The 21,386-nt window shown below is 63.7% G+C and carries 22 protein-coding genes; 18 read left to right on the top strand and 4 right to left on the bottom strand.

Annotation, left to right across the window (positions count from 1 at the left end; translation table 11 throughout):
- The first annotated feature begins 93 nt into the window (after positions 1-93).
- The 13 genes from FJ543_RS06600 to FJ543_RS06540 all read left to right on the top strand — a co-directional run bounded on the left by FJ543_RS06600 (position 94) and on the right by FJ543_RS06540 (position 12,669).
- Positions 94-1,134: an enoyl-CoA hydratase/isomerase family protein gene (locus FJ543_RS06600; RefSeq protein ID WP_140617062.1), complete on the top strand. Its 1,041-nt coding sequence runs from the start codon at positions 94-96 to the stop codon at positions 1,132-1,134.
- Positions 1,131-1,553, top strand: coding sequence for a DUF6163 family protein (locus tag FJ543_RS06595; protein ID WP_015318253.1), 423 nt, complete (start codon positions 1,131-1,133; stop codon positions 1,551-1,553). Before FJ543_RS06600 ends, FJ543_RS06595 begins: the two co-directional genes overlap by 4 nt.
- 341 nt (positions 1,554-1,894) lie before the next feature.
- Entirely contained in the window at positions 1,895-2,410 is a 516-nt protein-coding gene (locus tag FJ543_RS06590) for a winged helix DNA-binding protein (RefSeq protein ID WP_013896002.1), read from the top strand.
- Between the two features lie 351 nt (positions 2,411-2,761).
- Positions 2,762-4,015: a murein L,D-transpeptidase gene (locus tag FJ543_RS06585; RefSeq protein WP_015318251.1), complete on the top strand. Its 1,254-nt coding sequence runs from the start codon at positions 2,762-2,764 to the stop codon at positions 4,013-4,015.
- Between the two features lie 134 nt (positions 4,016-4,149).
- On the top strand, positions 4,150-5,790 hold the full coding sequence (locus tag FJ543_RS06580; protein WP_140874299.1) for a Na+/H+ antiporter: 1,641 nt from the start codon (positions 4,150-4,152) through the stop codon (positions 5,788-5,790).
- A 180-nt stretch (positions 5,791-5,970) separates the two neighbouring features.
- Positions 5,971-7,284, top strand: a complete 1,314-nt coding sequence (gene glyA / locus FJ543_RS06575) for a serine hydroxymethyltransferase (RefSeq protein ID WP_015318249.1) — start codon at positions 5,971-5,973, stop codon at positions 7,282-7,284.
- A gap of 94 nt (positions 7,285-7,378) precedes the next feature.
- Entirely contained in the window at positions 7,379-7,960 is a 582-nt protein-coding gene (locus FJ543_RS06570) for a hypothetical protein (protein ID WP_246678822.1), read from the top strand.
- 158 nt (positions 7,961-8,118) lie between these two features.
- A complete protein-coding gene (gene nrdR, locus FJ543_RS06565; protein WP_015318247.1) occupies positions 8,119-8,598 on the top strand; it encodes a transcriptional regulator NrdR in 480 nt (159 codons plus the stop codon).
- 2 nt (positions 8,599-8,600) lie between these two features.
- Positions 8,601-9,737: a bifunctional diaminohydroxyphosphoribosylaminopyrimidine deaminase/5-amino-6-(5-phosphoribosylamino)uracil reductase RibD gene (ribD, locus tag FJ543_RS06560; protein WP_140874295.1), complete on the top strand. Its 1,137-nt coding sequence runs from the start codon at positions 8,601-8,603 to the stop codon at positions 9,735-9,737.
- Positions 9,738-9,743: 6 nt separating this feature from the next.
- On the top strand, positions 9,744-10,361 hold the full coding sequence (locus FJ543_RS06555; protein ID WP_140720771.1) for a riboflavin synthase: 618 nt from the start codon (positions 9,744-9,746) through the stop codon (positions 10,359-10,361).
- Positions 10,362-10,469: 108 nt separating this feature from the next.
- Positions 10,470-10,964, top strand: a complete 495-nt coding sequence (ribH, locus tag FJ543_RS06550; RefSeq protein ID WP_140617055.1) for a 6,7-dimethyl-8-ribityllumazine synthase — start codon at positions 10,470-10,472, stop codon at positions 10,962-10,964.
- A complete protein-coding gene (gene nusB, locus FJ543_RS06545; protein WP_015318243.1) occupies positions 10,961-11,461 on the top strand; it encodes a transcription antitermination factor NusB in 501 nt (166 codons plus the stop codon). The genes ribH and nusB overlap by 4 nt, the downstream gene beginning before the upstream one ends.
- Positions 11,458-12,669, top strand: coding sequence for an MFS transporter (locus FJ543_RS06540; protein WP_140874293.1), 1,212 nt, complete (start codon positions 11,458-11,460; stop codon positions 12,667-12,669). Before nusB ends, FJ543_RS06540 begins: the two co-directional genes overlap by 4 nt.
- 14 nt (positions 12,670-12,683) lie before the next feature.
- Here FJ543_RS06540 and FJ543_RS06535 read toward each other — a convergent pair whose 3' ends face one another.
- The gene (locus FJ543_RS06535; protein ID WP_023773263.1) at positions 12,684-13,256 is read right to left on the bottom strand and encodes an NADPH-dependent FMN reductase; all 573 of its coding nucleotides are present in this window, start codon (positions 13,254-13,256) and stop codon (positions 12,684-12,686) included.
- A gap of 248 nt (positions 13,257-13,504) precedes the next feature.
- Between FJ543_RS06535 and FJ543_RS06530 the strand changes: the two genes are divergently transcribed.
- The 4 genes from FJ543_RS06530 to FJ543_RS06515 are packed head-to-tail and all read left to right on the top strand — an operon-like array spanning position 13,505 to position 17,264.
- Positions 13,505-14,383 carry an ABC transporter substrate-binding protein gene (locus FJ543_RS06530; protein WP_280739579.1) on the top strand — a complete coding sequence of 293 codons (879 nt, stop codon included), beginning with the start codon at positions 13,505-13,507 and terminating at the stop codon, positions 14,381-14,383.
- A 36-nt stretch (positions 14,384-14,419) separates the two neighbouring features.
- Complete coding sequence (locus FJ543_RS06525; RefSeq protein ID WP_140874291.1) at positions 14,420-15,583, top strand: ABC transporter permease; 1,164 nt, start codon at positions 14,420-14,422, stop codon at positions 15,581-15,583.
- Positions 15,580-16,518, top strand: coding sequence for an ABC transporter ATP-binding protein (locus FJ543_RS06520; protein WP_140874289.1), 939 nt, complete (start codon positions 15,580-15,582; stop codon positions 16,516-16,518). The genes FJ543_RS06525 and FJ543_RS06520 overlap by 4 nt, the downstream gene beginning before the upstream one ends.
- Entirely contained in the window at positions 16,515-17,264 is a 750-nt protein-coding gene (locus FJ543_RS06515) for an ABC transporter permease (protein WP_140874287.1), read from the top strand. Before FJ543_RS06520 ends, FJ543_RS06515 begins: the two co-directional genes overlap by 4 nt.
- Before the next feature lie 38 nt (positions 17,265-17,302).
- On the opposite strand, the gene FJ543_RS06510 is transcribed toward FJ543_RS06515, so the two are convergent.
- Positions 17,303-17,536, bottom strand: coding sequence for a hypothetical protein (locus FJ543_RS06510; RefSeq protein WP_140874285.1), 234 nt, complete (start codon positions 17,534-17,536; stop codon positions 17,303-17,305).
- On the opposite strand from FJ543_RS06510, the gene FJ543_RS06505 reads away from it, so the two are divergent.
- Positions 17,529-19,670: a sodium-translocating pyrophosphatase gene (locus FJ543_RS06505; RefSeq protein ID WP_140874283.1), complete on the top strand. Its 2,142-nt coding sequence runs from the start codon at positions 17,529-17,531 to the stop codon at positions 19,668-19,670. The two genes, FJ543_RS06510 and FJ543_RS06505, sit on opposite strands and share 8 nt — an antisense overlap.
- A gap of 106 nt (positions 19,671-19,776) precedes the next feature.
- On the opposite strand, the gene FJ543_RS06500 is transcribed toward FJ543_RS06505, so the two are convergent.
- A complete protein-coding gene (locus tag FJ543_RS06500) occupies positions 19,777-20,760 on the bottom strand; it encodes a glycosyltransferase family 2 protein (protein WP_140874281.1) in 984 nt (327 codons plus the stop codon).
- 16 nt (positions 20,761-20,776) lie between these two features.
- Complete coding sequence (locus FJ543_RS06495; protein ID WP_015318234.1) at positions 20,777-21,322, bottom strand: dTDP-4-dehydrorhamnose 3,5-epimerase family protein; 546 nt, start codon at positions 21,320-21,322, stop codon at positions 20,777-20,779.
- Between the last annotated feature and the right edge of the window lie 64 nt (positions 21,323-21,386).

The raw sequence follows: 21,386 nt of genomic DNA, 5'->3' as shown, positions 1-21,386 counted from the left end.
AGATCGAGGCGGCCAAGCTGCAGCCATTGACGCACCCATGTGCCGCCTTTAGCACTTCAGTCCCGCAGGCGCGGGAACAAGGATTCTCTGGCGATGGATTTTGGTGGAGGCGACGAAATTCGCTTCGAAAGGTTGGGCAGGGCCGGGGTCGTCACGCTGACGCGGCCGCAGGCGCTCAACGCCGTCACCCATCGCATGATCAAGGCGCTGGGCAAGGCCCTGCGGTCTTGGGAGCGCGACGAGGGTGTGGATGTCGTCGTGGTCAAGGCCGAGGGCAGGGCGTTTTCGGCCGGGGGCGATATCCTGCACATCTACGAAGCCGGCCGGGCTGGAAACCCACCGGTCGAATTTTTCGCCGACGAGTATCGCCTCAACGCCTACATCGCGCGTTTCAAGAAGCCCTATGTGGCGCTCATCGACGGTATCGTGATGGGCGGCGGGGTCGGCATTTCCTTCCACGGTTCGCACCGGGTGATGACCGAGAATGCCCAGTTCGCCATGCCGGAGGTCGGCATCGGCTTTTTCCCGGATGTCGGCGCCAGTCATCTGCTGCCCGACCTTGGCGGTTCCTTCGGCATGTACCTGGCGCTGACCGGGAACCGCATTCGTTATGGCGATGCGCTGTGGTCTGGGCTGGCCACCCACACCATCAAGGCTGAAGACCAGGCAAGCTTCCTCGATCGGCTGGCGCTGACGGGCGATCCGGAATCGGTGCTGCGCGGTTTCTTTGTTCCGGCCAAGCGGGAGACCGACAGGCCGATCCTGGAGGCGATCTCCCGCCATTTCGCCCAACCGTCGCTGCCGGATCTGATCGACAGCCTGGACCGCGCGGGCAATGACGAATTCGCCACCGGGACGCTGGCAACGATCCGCACGCGCTCGCCGACCAGCCTTCGCGTCGCCTGGCGACAGATCAGCGCCGGGCAGACATTGTCGATGGACGACTGCATGAGGATGGAGTTCCGCATCCTGAACCGGATGCTGGCCGGCCACGATTTCTACGAAGGCATCCGCGCCGCCATCATCGACAAGGGCTCGAAGCCGCAATGGCGGCCGGCAGCGATCGATGCGGTCAGCGAGGCGGATGTCGAGGCCTATTTTGCCCCGCTCGGCGATCGGGAGCTCGAGTTGTGAGCGAAGTGACATCGAGACGCGTCATCCTGCAGCCCTCGACGGTCGAGGTGATCTTCGCCTGGTTCCAGCGCGTCATCGCGGGTTACTGCCTGCTGTTCGGCATCCTCTACTGGATCAAGCTGATCGGCTTCTATCCGGGCTCGCTGTGGCGGTTCGACCTTATGCCGGTGCATTGGCAGGTCGCGGCGGTGATGCTCGCCGTGTTCTTTCCCTTCGCTGCGGCGGGGTTGTGGATGCTGGCGTCCTGGGGTCCGGTGATCTGGTTCATCTGCGCGGTCACGGAGACGGTCATGTATGCCGGCTTTCCCGAGCTTTTCGGCCATCGTCTGCTGATTATCGTCTCGCATGCCTGCGTGGCGCTGCTCTATATCGTCTTTCGCGTCGTCATCTACCTGCAGAAACGACCGGCACGGCACTAATGCATGTCGCCCCGAAGTGTCCTCGGTTGCGGGACAACGACATCCATAAAATCAGAAGCCTGCGGCAGGTCGGGCGAATCCTATTCGCCGCGACATGCTGCAAGCCCTTGTACGCGTTGACGACCTGGCGACCGCCTGAATCCGGCGCGGCGATCATTGCCTAAATCTTTAGGTTAATCATCCTTGCTCGGGTGACCCTTCGTTAAGCGTCTTGCGAAACCTCTTACCGGTAAGCTCTTGTTAGCCCTAGCGTTTAAGTCGAATTTTATGAGTATTCGATAGTGTCGCGATCAAGGTGAAAAACAAAAAATCACCAAGGCGACAAACGAGAGGCAAAGACAATGATCAATTCGCGTCCGGCGGCGAAGACCGCCAACGTTTCTGACGATCGCCGCGAGGCTATCCGTTCCCTGTACATGGAATCGCTGCAGCTGGTCGAGCGCCTGCACCGTCGTCTGCTTGATGTCATCAAGGACGAATTCGACCGCAACGGCCGCTCCGACATCAACGCCATCCAGGCGCTGCTGCTCTTCAACATCGGCAATTCCGAGCTGACCGCCGGCGAACTGCGCTCGCGTGGCTATTATCTCGGCTCCAACGTTTCCTACAATCTGAAGAAGCTGGTCGATCTCGGCTTCATCAATCACCAGCGCTCGCGCATCGACCGCCGTTCGGTCCGTGTCTCGCTGACGCCGAAAGGCAATGAAGTGGCAGACGTGGTTGCCGGTCTCTATGAGCGCCATGTCGGCTCGATCGAACAGGTCGGCGGCATCAACACCGACGAGTTCAAGCAGATGAACCGCGCTTTGCAGCGCCTCGACCGCTTCTGGAACGACACGATTGCCTACCGGATGTAAGAGCATCCTGGAAACGGAGCCCCGCCGCAGAAGCGTGGCCGAAACAGCGACCTCCAGTCAGGGCCGGTGCCGAAAAGCACCGGTCTTTTCTTTTCGCGCGTTCGGCCAAAGCAAATTACGGGCCAAGGCCACGTTGCCGCCATATTCCAATGGAACCGAGAGCGGCAGTGATGCTGTGGTGAAGACCATGCGTCCACCCGCAACCGTGTCGCGCCCCTTGCCTTGGTCGCCAATGTGATACGGACCATGGTTGGCTAATTGTTAAGATTGCCGATTTTAGAGTGCGGGCGAGATCGCGCGATGGTCGACGCAGCAAGTGATCGAACCGCTACAAGAATGTCTGGAACGTCCATGAGAACCAGCCGCCGCTTTTTCCTTTCCGGAGCCTCCGCGCTCGCCGCCGCCGTGATGGCTGGGCGTGCGAATGCGCAGGATGTGATCGGGGATATCCTGAAATCCTCGGCCCGCGGCAACTGGGACGATCAGTTCGATGCCCGCGCCAGCGAAGGCGGCAAGGTGGCCTCGACGCTGCCCATCTTCAGTCCCCAGACCGTCGCCTTCACCGAGCAGGCGGTCGCGCAGTATCAGAACATTGTCGGGCAGGGCGGTTGGACGGACGTTCCCGCGACCAAGAAGCTGCAACTCGGCGTCGACGATCCGGACGTGGTGCCGCTGCGCAAGCGCCTGATGGTTGCGGGCGACCTGTCGCAGAGCGCCGGCATTTCGACAGCGTTCGATTCCTATGTTGACTCGGCGGTCAAGCGCTTCCAGTTGCGCCACGGCCTGCCGGCTGACGGCTCGATGGGTAAATACACCTACGCCGCGATGAACGTTTCGGCGCAGATCCGGCTCGGCCAGTTGCAGACCAATCTGCAGCGGCTGAAGGAAAAGGCCGGCACGCTGGGCAGCCGTTATGTGCTGGTCGACATTCCGGCGGCGCAGATCGAAGCGGTCGAGAACGACCGCGTCGTGCTTCGCCACACCGCGATCGTCGGCAAGATCGATCGCCAGACGCCGATCGTCAATTCCAAGATCAACGAGATCATCGTCAATCCGTACTGGAACGCCCCCGTTTCGATTGTGCGCAAGGACATCATTCCGTTGATGCGGAAGGATCCCGATTATCTCAAGAACAGCCATATCCGCCTGTTCGCGCCCGATGGCAGCGAAGTCGATCCGATGAATGTGGACTGGTCGACGGACGATGCGGCCAAGTACCGTTTCCGCCAGGATCCCGGTTCGGAAAACGCCATGGCGTCGGTCAAGATCAATTTCCCGAGCCCGGACGGCGTCTACATGCACGACACGCCGCAGCAGAGCCTGTTCGGCAAGATGATGCGCTTCGATTCATCGGGCTGCGTGCGTGTCCAGAACGTGCGCGATCTCGTCACCTGGATCCTGCGCGACACGCCCGGCTGGGATCGCCAGCATTTCGAGGCGGCCATCAAGACCGGCCAGAACACGCCGATCCAGGTGACCAACCCGGTGCCGGTGCATTTCCTCTATCTCTCGGCCTGGTCGACAGGACCCGGCGTCGTCCAGTTCCGCGACGACGTCTATGCGCTAGACGGCAACAGCGAGCTGCAGATCACGTCTTCGCTGTAACGAGCTGATTTTTTTTTAAAAAGCCGCTCTCAGGGGCGGCTTTTTTGTTGCGGACGCCGTCAGATCCACTCATTCGGCCGGCTGGACGAAGCTCGGGCGATTGGCGATGGTCGACAAACAGCCGGGATCATGCCATGGACGTCGCCATCTTCATTCTCGTCGTGCTCGTCTTCGTCGCGCTGTCGGGCGCGCTCGTCCGGCTGGTTCGGGTGCCGCTGCCGGTGCTGCAGATCGCCATCGGCGCGGCCCTTGCCTGGCCGGCCAAGCGCCTGCATGTCGAGATAGATCCGGAGCTTTTTCTGCTGGTCTTCATCCCGCCGCTCCTGTTCGGCGACGCCTTCGCGGCGCCCAAACGCGAACTCGTCGCCTTGCGCGGACCCATACTCGATCTCGCCATCGGGCTCGTCTTCTTCACCATTGTCGGCTTCGGCTATGCCTTGCATTGGCTGGTGCCGAGCATTCCGCTCGTCGTCGCATTCGCGCTGGCTGCCGTTCTGTCGCCGACCGACGCCGTGGCTGTGTCCGCGATCGTCGACAGGAATGTGGTTCCGTCCCGGCTGATGCACATATTGGAGGGCGAGTCGCTGCTCAACGACGCGTCGGGCCTGGTCATGTTCCGCTTTGCGGTGGCGGCGGCATTGACCGGCAGCTTCTCCTTCGCGGGAGCCTCGCTCAGCTTCCTCTACGCCGTCGCCGCCGGCATCCTGGCCGGTGTCGCGGCGCTGTTCATCGCCGCCAAGGCGCTGCAACTGCTCAACCGCATCGGCGGCGTGCCGGCCGAGGCGCAGGTTCTCGTCATGGTCCTGCTGCCTTTCGTCGCCTATCTCGGCGCCGAGCATGTCGGCGCCTCGGGCATCCTGGCGGCGGTCACCGCCGGCCTGCTGACCGGGGCTTCTGGCATGTACCGCTTCCTCGGCGTGTCGGCGCGCATGCAGACCCTGTCGCTTTGGGCGACGCTCACCTTCGTCTTCAACGGCGCTCTGTTCATCCTGCTCGGCCTGCAGCTTCCCGACATCATCCGCAAGGTCCCACCGGAACTGTCCAGCCGCCATTGGCTGATCGAGCCGGTGGCGACGGTGCTGATCCTGACGCTCTGCCTGATCGGACTGCGCTTCCTGTGGATCTGGGTCGGCGACATCGCCCAGGCGATCGCGGCGCGCATCGGCAAACGCGAGTCCGAGCCGTTCGGATTTCGCGTCCGGCTTGCCGGCTCCGTGGCCGGCGTGCGCGGCGCCATCACATTGGCGGGCATCCTGTCATTGCCGCTCGCTTTGCAGGACGGCTCTCCCTTTCCGGCACGCGATGTGGTGATCTTCCTTGCCGCCGGCGTCATCATCTGCTCGCTTCTGATCGCCGGCCTTGCCTTGCCCAGGGTCGCGCGGGGGCTGGTCGAGCCGGGCCAGGATCCGGCGGCGGCTGAAGAGCGCCGTGCGCGCGTCGGCGCCGCCAATGCGGCGATTGCCAGGATCGAGAGCATCGCCAATGAGGCGGGCGAGGGCGAAGCGGTCCAGGCCCGGCTCGCCGTCGCCGACAGCATCGTGGCAGGTTACCGTAGACGCATCGCGGCTTCGGACGAAGCCGACGAGGCCCGTGCCGAGGCTCGCGAGGCCGGCAGGCTGGAACTGGAACTCAGGGTGGCCGGCATCGAAGCCGAGCGCTCCGCGCTGCGCGCCATGTTCCGCAGCCAGGAGATCAACGATCACACGATGCGCGCGCTGTTTTCTGAAATCACCTTGACCGAGGCCTTGTTGAAGCAGCGGCGGGACAGGAAATAGCGATCCGCCGCGATCCGTTGGCGCAAACCGGCCAGCAAATTTCGCGCTGCAAACGTGGCGAGCCCAAAACAACTGTGTTAATGGCCCGGCGAACGCAATGCATGTCGCCCAAGGCCGTTGAGTGGTTCGGGACGACGGCGTGCACGAATTTGCCCTTCCAACCCTAGGGGAACTCAGGCCATGGCAACAGCAGCGGCGGCGTCCAACAAATTCGAATCCTTCTTCGAAACCACTTTGGAAGATGCCGATCCGGAGATCTTCGGCGCCATCCGCAACGAGCTCGGTCGCCAGCGCCACGAGATCGAACTGATCGCCTCCGAAAACATCGTCTCGCGCGCCGTGCTCGAGGCGCAGGGGTCGATCATGACCAACAAATATGCCGAGGGCTATCCGGGCAAGCGCTACTATGGCGGCTGCCAGTTCGTCGACGTGGCCGAGGAACTGGCCATCGAGCGTGCGAAAAAACTGTTCGGTTGTAACTTCGCCAACGTCCAGCCGAATTCCGGCAGCCAGATGAACCAGGCGGTGTTCCTGGCGCTGCTGCAGCCCGGCGACACTTTCATGGGCCTCGACCTCAATTCCGGCGGACATCTCACCCATGGCTCGCCGGTCAACATGAGCGGCAAGTGGTTCAAGGTCGTCTCCTATGGCGTGCGCAAGGACGACCATCTGCTTGACATGGACGCCATCGAAAAGACCGCGCACGAGACCAAGCCGAAGCTGATCCTGGCCGGCGGCACAGCCTATTCGCGCATCTGGGACTGGAAGCGTTTTCGCGAGATCGCCGACGCCGTCGGCGCCTATCTGATGGTCGACATGGCGCACATTGCCGGCCTCGTTGCCGGCGGTGTGCATCCCTCGCCCCTGCCGCACGCCCATGTGGTGACGACCACCACACACAAATCGCTGCGCGGCCCGCGCGGCGGCATGATCCTGTGCAATGATGAGGATATCGCCAAGAAGATGAACTCGGCGGTGTTCCCCGGCCTGCAGGGCGGACCGCTGATGCATGTCATCGCCGCCAAGGCGGTAGCCTTCGGCGAAGCGTTGAAGCCGAGCTTCAAGGTCTATGCCGAAAGCGTGGCCGCCAACGCCAAGGCGCTTGCCTCCAGCCTCAAGGAAACGGGCCTCGACATCGTCTCCGGCGGCACCGACAACCACCTGATGCTGGTTGATCTCAGGCCCAAGAACGCCACCGGCAAGCGCGCCGAGGCGGCCCTTGGCCGCGCCAACATCACCTGCAACAAGAACGGCATCCCCTTCGATCCGGAGAAGCCCTTCGTTACCTCTGGCGTGCGGCTCGGCACGCCCGCCGGCACCACGCGCGGCTTCGGCCAGGCCGAGTTCCGCGAGATCGGCAAGCTGATCGCCGAGGTGCTGGATGGGCTCAAGGTCGCCAATTCCGACGAAGGCAATGCCGCGGTCGAGGCGGCGGTCAAGGCCAAGGTCGTCGCATTGACCGATCGATTCCCCCTCTATCCCTATCTCGGTTGATTCCTTATCTCGGTTGACCGGGCGCGAAGCGTCATCTTTTATCCACCGGCATCGCGTCACCCCTGATCGGGTGACGCATCGAACCGGAGAATTGATGATGCGCAATTTCTGTCTTGCTTCTCTCGGCGCCTTCGGTTGGCTGGCCGCCTGCGGCCCCGTTTTGGCGCAGACGCAGCCCGCCGCGGACATGCCTGCCACCAGCACTTTCGGCCGGTGGACGACCATGGTCGATACGCTCGACACCGGCCAGGACGCGCACAAGACCTGCGCGGCTTCCACAGCCTTCTTCGATGCGAGTGGCAATTCGGGCACGCTGACATTGTCAATCTCGACCAGCGACGCGCTGCCGCCCGATGCTTATCCGGCAATCTTGATTACCATCGACAACAAGAGCCTGCTAACCGGCAAGAAGATCGCGGCGACTTTCGGCGATCCCGGCGTCAAGGTTTCGACGACTGTCTATTCCAATGACGCCGTCAACGGCCGTCCGAGCTGGACGATCGACAACCAGGCCAAGACCAGTCTTGCGCTGCTGCGGGCCATGCGCCAGGTTACCTCGCTCGATGTGGCTTTCGGCAAGCAGGCTGTCGCCAGCATTCCGATGGACGGTTTTACAAAGGCCTATCGCAATCTCGGCGCGTCTTGTGGCTTTCCAACCAAGGACGTGGCGCCATAGCGGGCTGGCCGGCGCAACTGCTTGCCGTGCTGGCAATCTTCCTCGCGCCTCGCTATCTCTGAGGTACGGCAGGCCGTGGAAAAGCGGAACTGCTTCAATCCGCACCGGAAAGGTTCTAAGCCTTTCACCCCACCAGATTCGCGAACCCAAGGCTCTCCATGCGCTGTCCCTATTGCCAGTCCGAAGATACGCAGGTGAAGGATTCGCGCCCCGCCGAGGATGGCGCGGCGATCCGCCGGCGGCGTGTCTGCCCCGATTGCGGCGGCCGTTTCACGACGTTCGAGCGCGTGCAGTTGCGCGACCTCGTCGTGGTCAAGAAGTCGGGACGAAAAGTGCCGTTCGACCGCGACAAGCTGTTGCGCTCGGTCGAGATCGCGGTGCGCAAGCGCAATGTCGATCCCGAGCGCATCGATCGCGCGGTGACCGGGATCGTGCGCCAACTGGAAAGCTCCGGCGAAACGGAAGTGGCCTCGGGCGAGGTCGGCCGGCTGGTCATGGATGCGTTGAAATCGCTCGACGATGTCGCCTATGTGCGCTTCGCCTCGGTCTATCGCAATTTCCGTGAGGCCAAGGATTTCCACGAGCTGCTCGGCGAGCTGAAGGGGGACGAAGAAAAGAGCGAAGAGGACGCCGGCTGAGCATGGCAGCACCGCAACGCAGCGAGGCCGAACAAGCGGCCCTTGACCGCCGTTTCATGGCCGCGGCCTTGCGGCTATCGCGCAAGAACGCCGGACGCACCTCGACCAACCCTTCCGTCGGCACGCTGATCGTGCGCGATGATGGGGCCGGGCCGATGATCGTCGGTACCGGCGTCACCGCCGTCGGCGGCCGGCCGCACGCCGAGACCGAGGCGCTTGCCGAGGCCGGCGAACTCGCGCGTGGCGCCACCGCCTATGTCACGCTCGAGCCTTGCGCCCATCACGGCCGCACGCCGCCTTGCGCCAACGCGCTGGTCAGTGCCGGCATCGCGCGTGTCGTGGGTGCGGCCAGTGATCCCGATCCGCGGGTCTCCGGCAAGGGTTACGCCATCCTGCGCGAGGCCGGTGTCGAAGTGGTCGAAAAGGTCCTCGCCACGGAAGCTGCCGAACAGATGGCGGGCTATTTGATTCGCTCTCTGAGAAAGCGCCCGGAAGTAATTCTGAAGCTTGCGCTTTCCAGCGACGGCAAGATCGGCAGGGAAGGCGCCGGCCAGGTCGCGATAACAGGCGACATGGCGCGCCGCGAAGTCTACCTGATGCGCGCCGAGGCGGACGCCATCCTGGTCGGCATCGGCACGGCGCTGGAAGATGATCCGGCACTGACGGTGCGTTTGCCCGGACTGGAGAACCGGTCGCCGGCACGCATCGTGCTCGACCGCCAGATCAGGCTGCCGGAGGGCTCGAAGCTGGTGTCGGGCGTCGATCGCGTACCTCTTTATGTGGCGGCTTGCCCGGAGGCCGATCCGCAGCGCCGGGCCGCGCTCGAGCGCGCCGGCGTGCGCTTCATCGGTACGGAGACGCACGAGGGCGGCGTCGCATTGCCGGAGCTGCTCGAGGATCTGGCGGCGCTTGGCATGGCAAGCGTGCTGGTCGAGGGCGGCGCCAAGGTGGCGAGCGCCTTCCTGGCCGACGGGCTGGTGGACCGCATCGTGCTGTTCCAGGGTCCGGAAGCGATCGGCCAAGATGGCATTGCATCGCCTGTCGACGCTGACCATGTCCCCGTGGGTTTTCGCAAGCTGCGCGAGATGCGGTTCGGCGAAGACGGTTACGCCGAATGGATCAGGGATTTTCAGGGATAGCGATCGATGTTTACCGGGATTGTCACCGATATCGGCACCGTGGCCGCCATCAAGCCGCTGCGGGAAGGGGTGGGACTGCGCATCGACACCGCCTATGATCCCGAGACCATCGCCATCGGCGCGTCGATTTCCTGCGGTGGCGTCTGCCTGACGGTCACGGCTTTGCCCGACAGCGGCTCGAACGCGCGCTGGTTCGAGGTCGAGGCCTGGGAGGAGGCGCTCAGGCTGACCACGGCGTCCGGTTGGAAGTCCGGCACCAGGATCAATCTGGAACGGGCGCTGAAGATCGGCGACGAGCTTGGCGGCCACATCGTTTCGGGCCATGTCGACGGCACCGCCGAGATCGTTGAACGCCGGGATGAGGGCGATGCGGTGCGCTTCACACTGCAAGCGCCGCGCGATCTGGCGAAATTCATCGCGCCGAAAGGCTCCGTCGCGCTCGATGGCACCTCGCTCACTGTCAACAGGGTCGAGGGCACCCGCTTCGACGTGCTGTTGATCCACCACTCGCTGACCGTGACCACCTGGGGCGAGCGCAAGGCAGGCGACCGCGTCAATCTCGAGATCGATACCATGGCCCGCTACGCCGCCCGGCTGGCGGAGGCGGCGAAAGAGGGGCTTTGATCGCCTGCGGGACAGTCCGACCCACGGCAATCTGATACGCGTCGGGCAATCTTCCGCTTGCGATCAAACCGGCTTCGGCCTAAGTCACCGGCGACTCCGGAGACATCTATGGCTGGCACATCCCAACACGGCAAGGCGTTCATTCGTCCCAAGAAGAAGGCTCACCTCCTCGTCATCGAGGCGCGCTTTCACGACGACCTTGCCGACGCACTGCTCGATGGCGCGACAAGCGCGCTCGACGAAGCGGGCGCGACTTACGACGTCGTCACCGTTCCCGGTTCGCTTGAAATTCCCGCGGTGATCACCTTCGCGCTCGACGGCATGGCCGAAGGCGGGACGGGCTATGACGGCTTTGTCGCACTCGGCACCATTATCCGTGGCGATACCTATCATTTCGACATCGTCGCCAATGAATCCAGCCGTGCGCTCATGGACCTGTCCGTGCAGGACTCGGTCTGCATCGGCAACGGTATCCTGACCACCGAGAACGATGTGCAGGCGTGGACGCGGGCCAAGCGCTCCGAAGGCGACAAGGGCGGCTTTGCCGCGCGCGCGGCGCTGACCATGATCGCGTTGAAGGAACAACTGGGAGCGCAATCGTGAGCGAACCCGCTTCGCCCGGACAGCCCGCGGTGCGCCACGCCAACAAGCGCGGCGCTGCCCGTCTGGCCGCCGTGCAGGCGCTCTATCAGATGGATGTCGCCGGCAGCGGCGTGTTCGAGATCACCGCCGAGTACGAGGCGTTCCGTCTCGGCAAGGAAGTCGACGGCGCGCTCTATCGCGAGGCGGACGCGCAGTGGTTTCGTGCCATCCTGACCGGGGTCGTCGAGAACCAGAAGACCATCGATCCGATCATCCGCCAGGCCCTGACCGACGACTGGCCGCTGTCGCGCCTCGATTCGACGCTCCGTGCCATTCTGCGCGCGGGCGTCTACGAACTGATGAAGCGCGAGGACGTTCCTGTCGCGGTCATCGTCACCGAATATGTCGACATCGCCAAGGCCTTCTACGAGGAAGACGAGCCGAAGCTGGTCAATGCCGTGCTCGACCGCGTGTCACGCCGGGTGCGTGGCGAGGGACGCGGCAAGGACGCTTCGTGACCGCCATCGCCGTCGAGGCGGGCAAGGAGGCGCGGCGCACCGCGCTGATCCTCGCCGCCTCGCAGGCGATCATCGGCTCGGCGGCTCCCATCGCCATTTCCATGGGCGCGCTGGCCGGGCAATATCTGCTCGGCGCCGACAAATCCCTGGCGACCGCGCCGATCACCGGCTTCAATCTCGGTGTGGCGCTAGGCGCCTTGCCCGCGGCCGCCATTATCCGCTGGCTGGGGCAGCGTGGCGGTTTCATGACCGGAACCGTGGTCACCGCGCTCGGCGGGCTGGTCGCCACCCTGGCTTTATTCCACGGCAGCTTCTGGCTGTTCGCGTTCGCGCTGCTCGTCATCGGTGTCGGCGGCGCCTTCGTCCAGCAGTTCCGTTTTGCCGCGGCCGACAACGCGCCGCCGGCGTTCAAGGCCCGCGCCATCTCCTTCGTGCTCGCCGGTGGCATCATCACCGCCATCCTCGGGCCGCAGATCGTCATCTTCACGCGCGAATTATTCGCACCAGTCATGTTTGCCGGTTCCTTCGCCTCGATCCTGCCGCTGGCGGCTGTCGGCGCCGTCATCCTGTCGTTCCTTCGTTTGCCGTCAAGGACCGCGAGCAAGGTGGACGTTGCCGACGGCGATGCCCGACCCCTTTCCGAAATCGTCACCAAGCCGCGTTTCGTCGCGGCGCTCTTCTGCGCCGTCGGCAGCTACGCGCTGATGAGTTTCGTCATGACCGGCGCGCCGCTCGCCATGGTGGGCTGCGGTCTGTCGGAGGACGATGCGACGCTGGGCATCTCCTGGCACGTCATGGCGATGTTCGGGCCAAGCTTCTTCACCGGCTCGCTGATCCATCGCTTCGGCGCCGAGCGCATCGTCGCCATCGGCCTGCTGTTGCTGATCGGCTGTGCCGTCGTTGCCTTGTCGGGCCTGGCGCTGTGGCAGTTCTGGACGGCGCTGATCCTGCTCGGCCTCGGCTGGAATTTCAGCTTCATCGGCGCTACCGCCATGGTGGCGGCCAGCTACCACCCTTCCGAAAAGGGCAAGGTGCAGGGCTTCCACGACTTCGTCCTGTTCGGCTCCGTCGCCTGTGCGTCGCTGATGTCGGGCATGGTCTACAACGCCTGGGGCTGGACGATGCTCAACTGGATGATCTTTCCCGTCGCCGCACTTTGCTTCGTGGCACTCGGCGCGCTGAAGATCACAAGCTTGCGGCCGGCTTGACGCGAATTCGAAAGCTATGCGTCCGGCGGCAGAACCTGAAGCACCCGCGCTATGAACATATGGAACTCAGCCATGTAATTGCGCAGGAAATCCTCAGTGGATTCAACCGTCACCTCGCCGTCATCCGTGATCAGTCCCGGCGTGAACTGGATATAGGCTTCGGGCGCATTCATCTGCGGTGAGTTGCAGAAACTCAGCACGCTGCGGAGGCTTTGTTGGGCGACAGCGGTCGCGATCGCGCCCGGCGATGTTCCGATGACGGCCGACGGTTTGCGCGCGAATGAATTCTTGCCGTAGGGGCGGCTGGCCCAGTCGATCGCGTTCTTCAGTCCGCCGGGGATCGAGCGATTATACTCCGGGGTGACGAACAGCACGGCCTGGACGGAGGCGATCGCCTTTTTGAAAGCCTGGGCGGCCGGCGGGAAATTGGCGTCGTAGTCGTAACTGTAGAGAGGCAGATCCTTGAAGCCGATTTCCGTCATTTCGAGCTCGGGAGGGGCAAGTTGAACAAGCGCCTTCGCGAGCTTGCGGTTGATGGATGCCTGGGCAAGGCTGCCGATGAGATAACCGACCTTGTGTATGGCCATGACACGCTCTCCGTGTTTGCCGCCACCCTCGTGGCATTATTCACCCGATAGCGGCCAATCGCCAGCCCGCTGTTGCCGCCAGGCCCAAATCGGCGCGTCCGGAACAAAAATATTGCGCTGGTCCCCCTTCTTATGAAACCGTGTGCCCCGACTGGCCGTTGAAGCCATGCTCATATGCGGCCACCGCATTCCGGTTCACAGCAAGGGGTTTCACAATGTTTTCAGTCAAGGTTCTGGCCAGCGCGGCGATGGCGCTCGCCATCACGGCGGCTTCCGCGAGCGCTCAGGTCGTCGTCTCCTCGAAGATTGACACCGAGGGTGGCGTGCTCGGCAACATTATCCAGCTCGTCCTCAACGCCAACAACATCAAGACCACGGACCGCATCCAGCTCGGCGGCACGCCCGTGGTGCGCAAGGCGATCACCGCCGGTGAGATCGACATCTATCCCGAATACACCGGCAACGCCGCCTTCTTCTTCGAGAAGGCCGATGATCCCGTGTGGAAGGATGCCGCCAAGGCCTATGAGACGGCCAAGAAGCTTGACTACGACGCCAACAAGATCGTCTGGCTGTCACCGGCGCCGGCCAACAACACCTGGGCGATCGCCCTGCGCAAGGAAGTGACGGACGAGAACAAGCTCGTCACGCTGTCGGACTTCGGCAAATATGTCGCTGGCGGCGGCAAGGTGGTCCTGGCGGCCTCCGCCGAGTTCGTCAATTCGGCGGCAGCCCTTCCGGCCTTCCAGACTACCTACGGCTTCACGTTGAAGCCGGACCAGCTGATCACCCTCTCTGGTGGCGATACGGCGGCAACCATCGCGGCCGCCGCCAACCAGACCAGCGGCGCCAATGCTGCCATGGTCTACGGCACCGACGGGGGCATCGCGCCATCGGGCCTCGTGGTGCTGACTGACGACAAAGGCGTGCAGCCGGTCTATCAGCCGGCGCCGATCATCCGCGAGGCGGTGCTGAAGGAGCATCCCGAGATCGAAACGCTGCTGAAGCCGGTCTTCGCCAAGCTCGATCTCGTCACGCTGCAGGAGCTGAACGGCCGCGTGCAGGTCGGCGGCGAGCCGGTCAAGGGCGTCGCCGAGGACTTTTTGAAGAAGAACGGGTTTTTGAAATAGCGACGCGTCGATAGCGACGTCAGGGCGAGGCGCCTTATGCCCCCGCGTTTCGATAAGCTCGGCGTGGTCATCGCTGCACTCGCTGCTTACGCCGCGTTTCTCGCGCCGTTCGCCACCTTCCGCGCCAACCGCATCGTTCCCGGCCAGGTACGCTCTATCGTCGAGGCGCTGCCGCAGGCGATAGGGCCGTTGCTGCTCGCAATCGTTGTCGTGGCGGCAATCATCGCACTCCTCAAAACGCCGCTCGTCTTGCGCCTTGCAGCGAGCGTCGTGACGCTTGTCGCGCTGGCGCTGCTCATCGGCGTCGCCGGCACATTCCTCACTCCAGCCGGCAATACCTTTGCCCGGGTCTCGCCGGCATCCGGCTTCTGGATTCTCATCTTCGCCTTCACGCTGTTGCTCGCCGACGTGCTGACCCGGCTCAACCTGTCGCCCTCGGCGCGCGTCGGCGTGCTTGTCGTTGCGGCGCTGGCCATCGGCTTGCTGCTGATTTCGGGACGCTGGGACAGCCTCTCGATCCTTAAGGAATACTCCAACCGCGCCGACAGCTTTTGGGCCGAAGGCTCCAAGCATGTGACCCTTGCTCTCGGCTCGTTGCTTGCCGCCGTGATCGTCGGCCTGCCGCTCGGCATCCTGTGCCACCGTGTCGAGAGCCTGCGGGCCGGCGTCCTCAACGTCTTGAACATCATCCAGACCATTCCCTCGATCGCGCTGTTCGGGCTGCTGATCGCGCCGCTTGGCTGGGTCGCGGCCCACGTTCCGGGGGCCGCCGCGCTCGGTATCAGGGGCATCGGCACGGCGCCCGCCTTCGTCGCCCTGTTCCTCTATTCGCTGCTGCCGGTGGTGGCCAACACCGTGGTCGGCCTTGCCGGCGTGCCGCGTGCCGCCAATGACGCGGCGCGGGGCATGGGCATGACGGACCGCCAGCGCCTGTTCGGTGTGGAGTTTCCGCTGGCCTTTCCGGTGATCCTCACCGGCATCCGCATTGTGCTGGTGCAGAATATAGGCCTTGCCACCATCGCCGCGCTGATCGGCGGCGGCGGTTTCGGCGTGTTCGTCTTCCAGGGGGTCGGCCAGACGGCGATGGACCTGGTGCTGCTTGGCGCAGTGCCGACCGTGGCACTCGCCTTTGCCGCCGCCATCATCCTCGACGCCGTGATCGAAATGACCGCCACCAAGCGCAGGGTTGAAACGGCATGATCGAAATCGAAGGCATCACCAAGCGCTATGACGCGACCACTGTCGTCGACGACGTCTCGATGGCCGTCGAGCCGCGCACGGTCTGTGTCATTGTCGGCACCTCGGGCTCCGGCAAGACGACTCTGCTGCGCATGATCAACCGGCTGGTCGAACCAACCGCCGGCGTCATCAAGCTCGATGGTGCCGACAATCGATCGGTGCCGGGGTACGAACTGCGCCGCAGCATCGGCTACGCCATCCAGGGCCACGGCCTGTTTCCGCATCGCACGGTGGCGCAGAACATCGCTACCGTGCCGGTGCTGCTTGGCTGGGACAACGCACGCATCAAGTCCCGCGTCGACGAGCTGATGACGCTCTACCAACTCGACCCCCAGGAATTTGGGCCGCGCTACCCGCATGAACTGTCCGGCGGCCAGCAGCAGCGCGTCGGCGTTGCCCGCGCGCTCGCCGCCGAACCCAACGTGCTGTTGATGGACGAGCCGTTCGGCGCACTCGACCCGATCATCCGTACCAAGGCGCAAGAAGATCTGCTGGCAATCCAGAAGCGCTTCGGCACCACCATCATCCTCGTCACTCATGACATGGAGGAGGCCGTGCACATGGGGGACAAGATCGCGGTGATGGATGCCGGCAAGCTCGTGCAATATGCAAGGCCGGCGGAGATCCTGGCGAACCCGGCCAGCAGCTTTGTCGAAACCCTGGTCGGAGCCAGCGAAAAACCATTCAGGCTGCTGTCGCTGGGGCGGGTACGCGATGCGGTGGAGCAGGGCGGTGCCGAAGGCGAGGCGATCCCCGGTGACGCCAGCCAGCGTGACGCGCTCGCGGAACTTCTCTGGTCCGGCAGGCCGGCGCTGCCGGTGAAGGGTGCCGACGGCCAGCCGATCGGCCGCGTCACCGTCGACGGACTGGTCAAGCGCGCGGCGAGGCCGGCATGAAGGCCTGGCTGCCGCTGCTGCTCAGGCTTGCGCTGGTGGTGTTGCTTGTTGCCTTCATCACCAGTCCGGGGTGGTTCGAGCCGTTGCTGAAGCCGCTGACCGAAAACAACGCTCCCGTAATCTACAATCAGGGCAGCCTGCTGACGCTGACGCTGCTGCATCTGCGCACCGTGTTGATCGCGACCGTCGCCGCCACCATCGTCGCGGTGGCGCTCGCCATCCTCGTCACCCGGCCGGCTGGCGCCGAATTTCTGCCGTTGTCGCGCAGCCTGGTCAACATCGGCCAGACCTTTCCGCCCGTGGCGGTGCTGGCGCTCGCCGTGCCGGCAGTCGGCTTCGGCGAGAAGCCGACGCTGATCGCGCTGTTTCTCTATGGACTGCTGCCGATCTTCGAGAACGCACTGACCGGGTTGACGACGCTGCCGGCTAACGTCGTCGAGGCGGCGCGTGGCGCCGGCATGACCGGCTGGCAAAGGCTCACCAAGGTCGAGTTGCCGCTCAGTGCACCGATCATCCTTGGCGGCATAAGGCTCTCCGTGGTGATCAGCCTGGCCACGGCCACCATCGGCTCGACGGTGGCCGCCAAGACACTCGGCGAGGTGATCATCGCCGGCCTGCTATCAAACAATCTCGCCTTCATCCTGCAGGGCGGCCTGATCGTGGCCGCCCTTGCCGTGCTGATCTATGACGGACTGTCGGCTGTAGAGCGCTATACGGCGCGCCGGATGGGCCGCGAAGCGGAATAATCCTTGGGGAGACCGGAGGTCTTGCCCTGGATGGTTCCCTAGCGCGATTTCAATCGATCTAAATCGAAGGCTCTTTCGGCTCCGCCGTCGCGGTTTTTGTCTTTTGGGCGAAAGCCGGGCAAAAACCGAACAATATCTTGACGTTCGCGGCCCTGTTTCGCATACACCGATGCGAAGAGGCGGATTCCGCGCGCGGAATCCGGTCTTTGTCTCAACGGCCCAGGGAGGGGTTCTTTTGGGCCAACAATCGAGGAAAATTCGGCAATGACCATTATTTCCGCCGTCATCGCCTGCGGCCTGCTTTCAATCCTATACGCCATCTGGGCGACACGTTCGGTCCTCGCGGCCGATCAGGGCAATGCACGCATGCAGGAAATCTCCGCCGCCATCCGCGAAGGCGCCCAGGCCTATCTGGCGCGCCAATACACCACCATCGCCATCGTCGGCGTGGTCGTGCTCGTGCTCGCCTGGTGGCTGCTGTCAATCACCGCCGCCATCGGCTTCCTGATCGGTGCCGTTCTGTCGGGTGCCGCCGGCTTTATCGGCATGCATGTTTCGGTGCGGGCCAATGTACGCACCGCGCAAGCGGCTTCCAACAGCCTCGCCGCCGGCCTCGACATCGCTTTCAAGTCGGGCGCCATCACCGGCATGCTGGTGGCCGGCCTCGCTCTGCTGGGCGTTTCCATCTATTATCTCGTCCTGACCCATTTCATGGGTCTTCAGCCAAACGATCGTATCGTCATCGATTCGTTGGTCTCGCTCGGCTTCGGCGCCTCGCTGATCTCGATCTTCGCCCGTCTCGGCGGCGGCATCTTCACCAAGGGTGCCGATGTCGGCGGCGATCTGGTCGGCAAGGTCGAAGCCGGTATTCCGGAGGATGATCCGCGCAACCCGGCCACCATCGCCGACAATGTCGGCGACAATGTCGGCGATTGCGCCGGCATGGCCGCCGACCTGTTCGAAACCTATGCGGTGACGGTTGTCGCCACCATGGTTCTCGCCGCCATTTTCTTCGGCGGCACCGCTGTCCTCGGTGCGGCGATGCTGTATCCGCTCGCCATCTGCGGCGCCTGCATCCTGACCTCGATCGTCGGCACCTTCTTCGTCAAGCTCGGCTCCAACGGCTCGATCATGGGCGCGCTCTACAAGGGCCTGATCGTGACCGGCCTGCTGTCGATCGTCGGCCTCGGCGTCGCCACCTCGGCCACGCTCGGCTGGGGCGATGTCGGCACCGTCGCCGGCATGACGATCACCGGCAAGAACCTGTTTATCTGCGGCCTGATCGGCCTCGTGGTGACCGGGTTGATCGTGGTGATCACCGAGTACTACACCGGCACCAACAAGCGCCCGGTCAACTCCATCGCCCAGGCGTCGGTGACCGGCCACGGCACCAACGTCATCCAGGGCCTCGCGGTCTCGCTGGAATCGACGGCACTTCCGGCAATCGTCATCGTCGGCGGCATCATCGCCACCTACCAGCTCGGCGGCTTGTTCGGCACGGCGATCGCCGTCACCACCATGCTCGGCCTCGCCGGCATGATCGTGGCGCTCGACGCCTTCGGCCCGGTCACCGACAATGCCGGCGGCATTGCCGAAATGGCGGGCCTTCCCAAGGAAGTGCGCCACTCCACCGACGCGCTCGACGCGGTCGGCAACACCACCAAGGCGGTAACCAAGGGCTACGCCATCGGTTCGGCCGGCCTCGGCGCGCTGGTGCTTTTCGCGGCCTACTCGAACGACCTGAAGTTCTTTGCCGCCAATGGCGACAAATATCCCTACTTCCAGGGCATGGGCGAAATCTCCTTCGATCTCTCCAACCCTTACGTCGTCGCCGGCCTGATCTTCGGTGGCCTGATCCCCTATCTGTTCGGCGGCATCGCCATGACGGCGGTCGGCCGCGCGGCGGGCGCCATCGTCGAGGAGGTGCGCAAGCAGTTCCGCGAGGATCCGGGCATCATGGCCGGCACGTCCAAGCCGAACTATGCGCGTGCGGTCGATCTCCTGACCAAGGCGGCGATCCGGGAGATGATCATCCCGTCGCTGCTGCCTGTGCTGGCGCCGCTCGTCGTCTATTTCGGCGTGCTGCTGATCTCGGGCTCGAAGGCGTCCGCCTTCGCCGCGCTCGGCGCCTCGCTGCTCGGCGTCATCGTCAATGGCCTGTTCGTCGCCATCTCGATGACCTCGGGCGGCGGCGCCTGGGACAACGCCAAGAAGTCGTTCGAGGACGGGTTCACCGACAAGGACGGCGTCAAGCACCTCAAGGGCTCCGAGGCACACAAGGCTTCGGTGACCGGCGACACCGTCGGTGATCCCTACAAGGACACCGCCGGCCCGGCGGTCAACCCGGCGATCAAGATCACCAACATCGTGGCGCTCCTGTTGCTGGCCGTGCTCGCGCACGGCTGAGCGGGAGCGGTTGAAAAAACCCGCGGGGAGCGATCCCCGCGGGTTTTTTCATGTCAGCTGACTGGTCGCTTGGTCCGGCATCTGGGCGCCGCGTGCGCGACAGCCGCTATTCTCCGGTTTCTTCCCGCTTGCTGCCTCTGCGGTACATAGCCAACAGATCATCCACGGTCGGCTCCCGTTCAGGCATGGGCGGCAGGCCGCGTACCTTTCGAAGCATGGAGACAAAAGCACCGCGTTGGTATTTGCGGCGAAACTCGACGGATCTCGGATGAATGCCGCATGCAGCCCAAACCCTTCGTTTCAGATAACTGGATTTCTTCAGGCGAGACGGCACCGCCGCTGCGGCAAGAACCTTGATACGCAGGTCGTCAGGTATGCGCATGCGGTCGATGAGTTCCTCCTGCTCCATTGCCGTGTCTTCGAGATAACTGCCGCTGCGCTGGCCGGAGAAGATACTCAGCACCGTCAGGTGCGGCATGGTCGCGATCACGGCTCCCTTTCGCCAGGCCCGGAAGAGCCAGTCCTGCGAACTTTCGCAAGAGCATTCGCTGGCAGGCCGCCAGGGGCCGAGCCAGTCCAGCGACGCCCGCCTGACCACCTGTGCCGATCCGTATCCGGCCGTGACGACGGGATCGTAAAAACCGTCTTTGCCCATTCCGTAAATCGAGGTCTTGAGAGCATCGTCTCTCGTCCGCACCGGTTCGATGATGGCGCCACGAGCGATGACGACATCCGCGCCGGTCGCATCGATCCATCCCGTGGTTGCCGCCAGATGATCCGGAAACCAGAGGTCGTCGTGATTGAGCACGGCGACAAGCCGGCCGCGCGCCCTGGCAAAACCGATATTATTGGGGCCGGATTGCTCGCCGAAATTGACGGGCAGGTCGATATAGAAGATGCGCGGATCGGCGAATTCGGCGATGATCGCCGGTGTCTCAGGGCGACAGTCGTCGCCGATCACCAGAATTTCAAAATCCTGCAGCGTCTGGCGCAAGACGCTGAACAGCGTCTGTCGCAAGGCTGCGGGACGATTGTGGGTGGCGATCACCACCGAGACGAGCGGCACGCGCTGCCCTGTTGCATCGAACAAGCGCGATCCTTCCACGCTACACCAGCTTGTAGGGGATTTGTTCGGTGTCCGGTGGCAGGCGCCAATGGTCGGGCGCGTCGTAGGCATAGGCCTTGTCGACGAGATTGAGCAGCAGGGCGATCTCCGGCCCGAGCGCCGTCACGCCGTGCCACACGCCTGGCGGGATTATGACGATCGCCGGCCGCAACGCGCCGAGTATCTTGTGCCACACCGTGCCGAAACTGGGCGAAGCCTTCCGGCCGTCATAGAGCGATATGCGGACGCTGCCGGCACAGCAGAAGAGCCGATCCAGCGTCACCCTGTGCGCATGCCAGCCGGTTACCGCGCCTGGATACATCGTGCGTTGAAACACCTGGCCGACAGGCGATGGATCAAGTCCCCACTCATCCCGAAAGACCTCGGTCAGATAGCCGTTGGATGTAGCGACCGGCCTGATTTCCTTGATTGTGACGCCATCGATCGACGGCGGATCGATGGCAAGCCAGTCTGATGTCACCGTCTGCCGGTCGGGTGTCCCGGTCGCCATCCAGCCAACCGGCATCGCATGGTCGTCACTGCTCATGTCCAAATCCCCCAGCCTGACGGTTTGATATGGGTTTGCCCCATCACTGGCAAGCCGGGCCCCG

This window comes from Mesorhizobium sp. B2-5-7 (assembly GCF_006440875.1).
GTDB classification, from domain to species: Bacteria; Pseudomonadota; Alphaproteobacteria; order Rhizobiales; family Rhizobiaceae; genus Mesorhizobium; species Mesorhizobium australicum.
Note: the sequence above shows the minus strand (reverse complement) of the source record. Positions and strands in the feature narration are given on the sequence as shown.

Coding starts and splice junctions, on each gene's coding strand:
- FJ543_RS06600 (WP_140617062.1), top strand. CDS start 94: ATGGATTTTGGTGGAGGCGACGAAATTCGCTTCGAAAGGTTGGGCAGG.
- FJ543_RS06590 (WP_013896002.1), top strand. CDS start 1,895: ATGATCAATTCGCGTCCGGCGGCGAAGACCGCCAACGTTTCTGACGAT.
- FJ543_RS06585 (WP_015318251.1), top strand. CDS start 2,762: ATGAGAACCAGCCGCCGCTTTTTCCTTTCCGGAGCCTCCGCGCTCGCC.
- FJ543_RS06580 (WP_140874299.1), top strand. CDS start 4,150: ATGGACGTCGCCATCTTCATTCTCGTCGTGCTCGTCTTCGTCGCGCTG.
- glyA (WP_015318249.1), top strand. CDS start 5,971: ATGGCAACAGCAGCGGCGGCGTCCAACAAATTCGAATCCTTCTTCGAA.
- FJ543_RS06570 (WP_246678822.1), top strand. CDS start 7,379: ATGATGCGCAATTTCTGTCTTGCTTCTCTCGGCGCCTTCGGTTGGCTG.
- nrdR (WP_015318247.1), top strand. CDS start 8,119: ATGCGCTGTCCCTATTGCCAGTCCGAAGATACGCAGGTGAAGGATTCG.
- ribD (WP_140874295.1), top strand. CDS start 8,601: ATGGCAGCACCGCAACGCAGCGAGGCCGAACAAGCGGCCCTTGACCGC.
- FJ543_RS06555 (WP_140720771.1), top strand. CDS start 9,744: ATGTTTACCGGGATTGTCACCGATATCGGCACCGTGGCCGCCATCAAG.
- ribH (WP_140617055.1), top strand. CDS start 10,470: ATGGCTGGCACATCCCAACACGGCAAGGCGTTCATTCGTCCCAAGAAG.
- FJ543_RS06535 (WP_023773263.1), bottom strand. CDS start 13,256: ATGGCCATACACAAGGTCGGTTATCTCATCGGCAGCCTTGCCCAGGCA.
- FJ543_RS06530 (WP_280739579.1), top strand. CDS start 13,505: ATGGCGCTCGCCATCACGGCGGCTTCCGCGAGCGCTCAGGTCGTCGTC.
- FJ543_RS06525 (WP_140874291.1), top strand. CDS start 14,420: ATGCCCCCGCGTTTCGATAAGCTCGGCGTGGTCATCGCTGCACTCGCT.
- FJ543_RS06520 (WP_140874289.1), top strand. CDS start 15,580: ATGATCGAAATCGAAGGCATCACCAAGCGCTATGACGCGACCACTGTC.
- FJ543_RS06515 (WP_140874287.1), top strand. CDS start 16,515: ATGAAGGCCTGGCTGCCGCTGCTGCTCAGGCTTGCGCTGGTGGTGTTG.
- FJ543_RS06505 (WP_140874283.1), top strand. CDS start 17,529: ATGACCATTATTTCCGCCGTCATCGCCTGCGGCCTGCTTTCAATCCTA.
- FJ543_RS06510 (WP_140874285.1), bottom strand. CDS start 17,536: ATGGTCATTGCCGAATTTTCCTCGATTGTTGGCCCAAAAGAACCCCTC.
- FJ543_RS06495 (WP_015318234.1), bottom strand. CDS start 21,322: ATGAGCAGTGACGACCATGCGATGCCGGTTGGCTGGATGGCGACCGGG.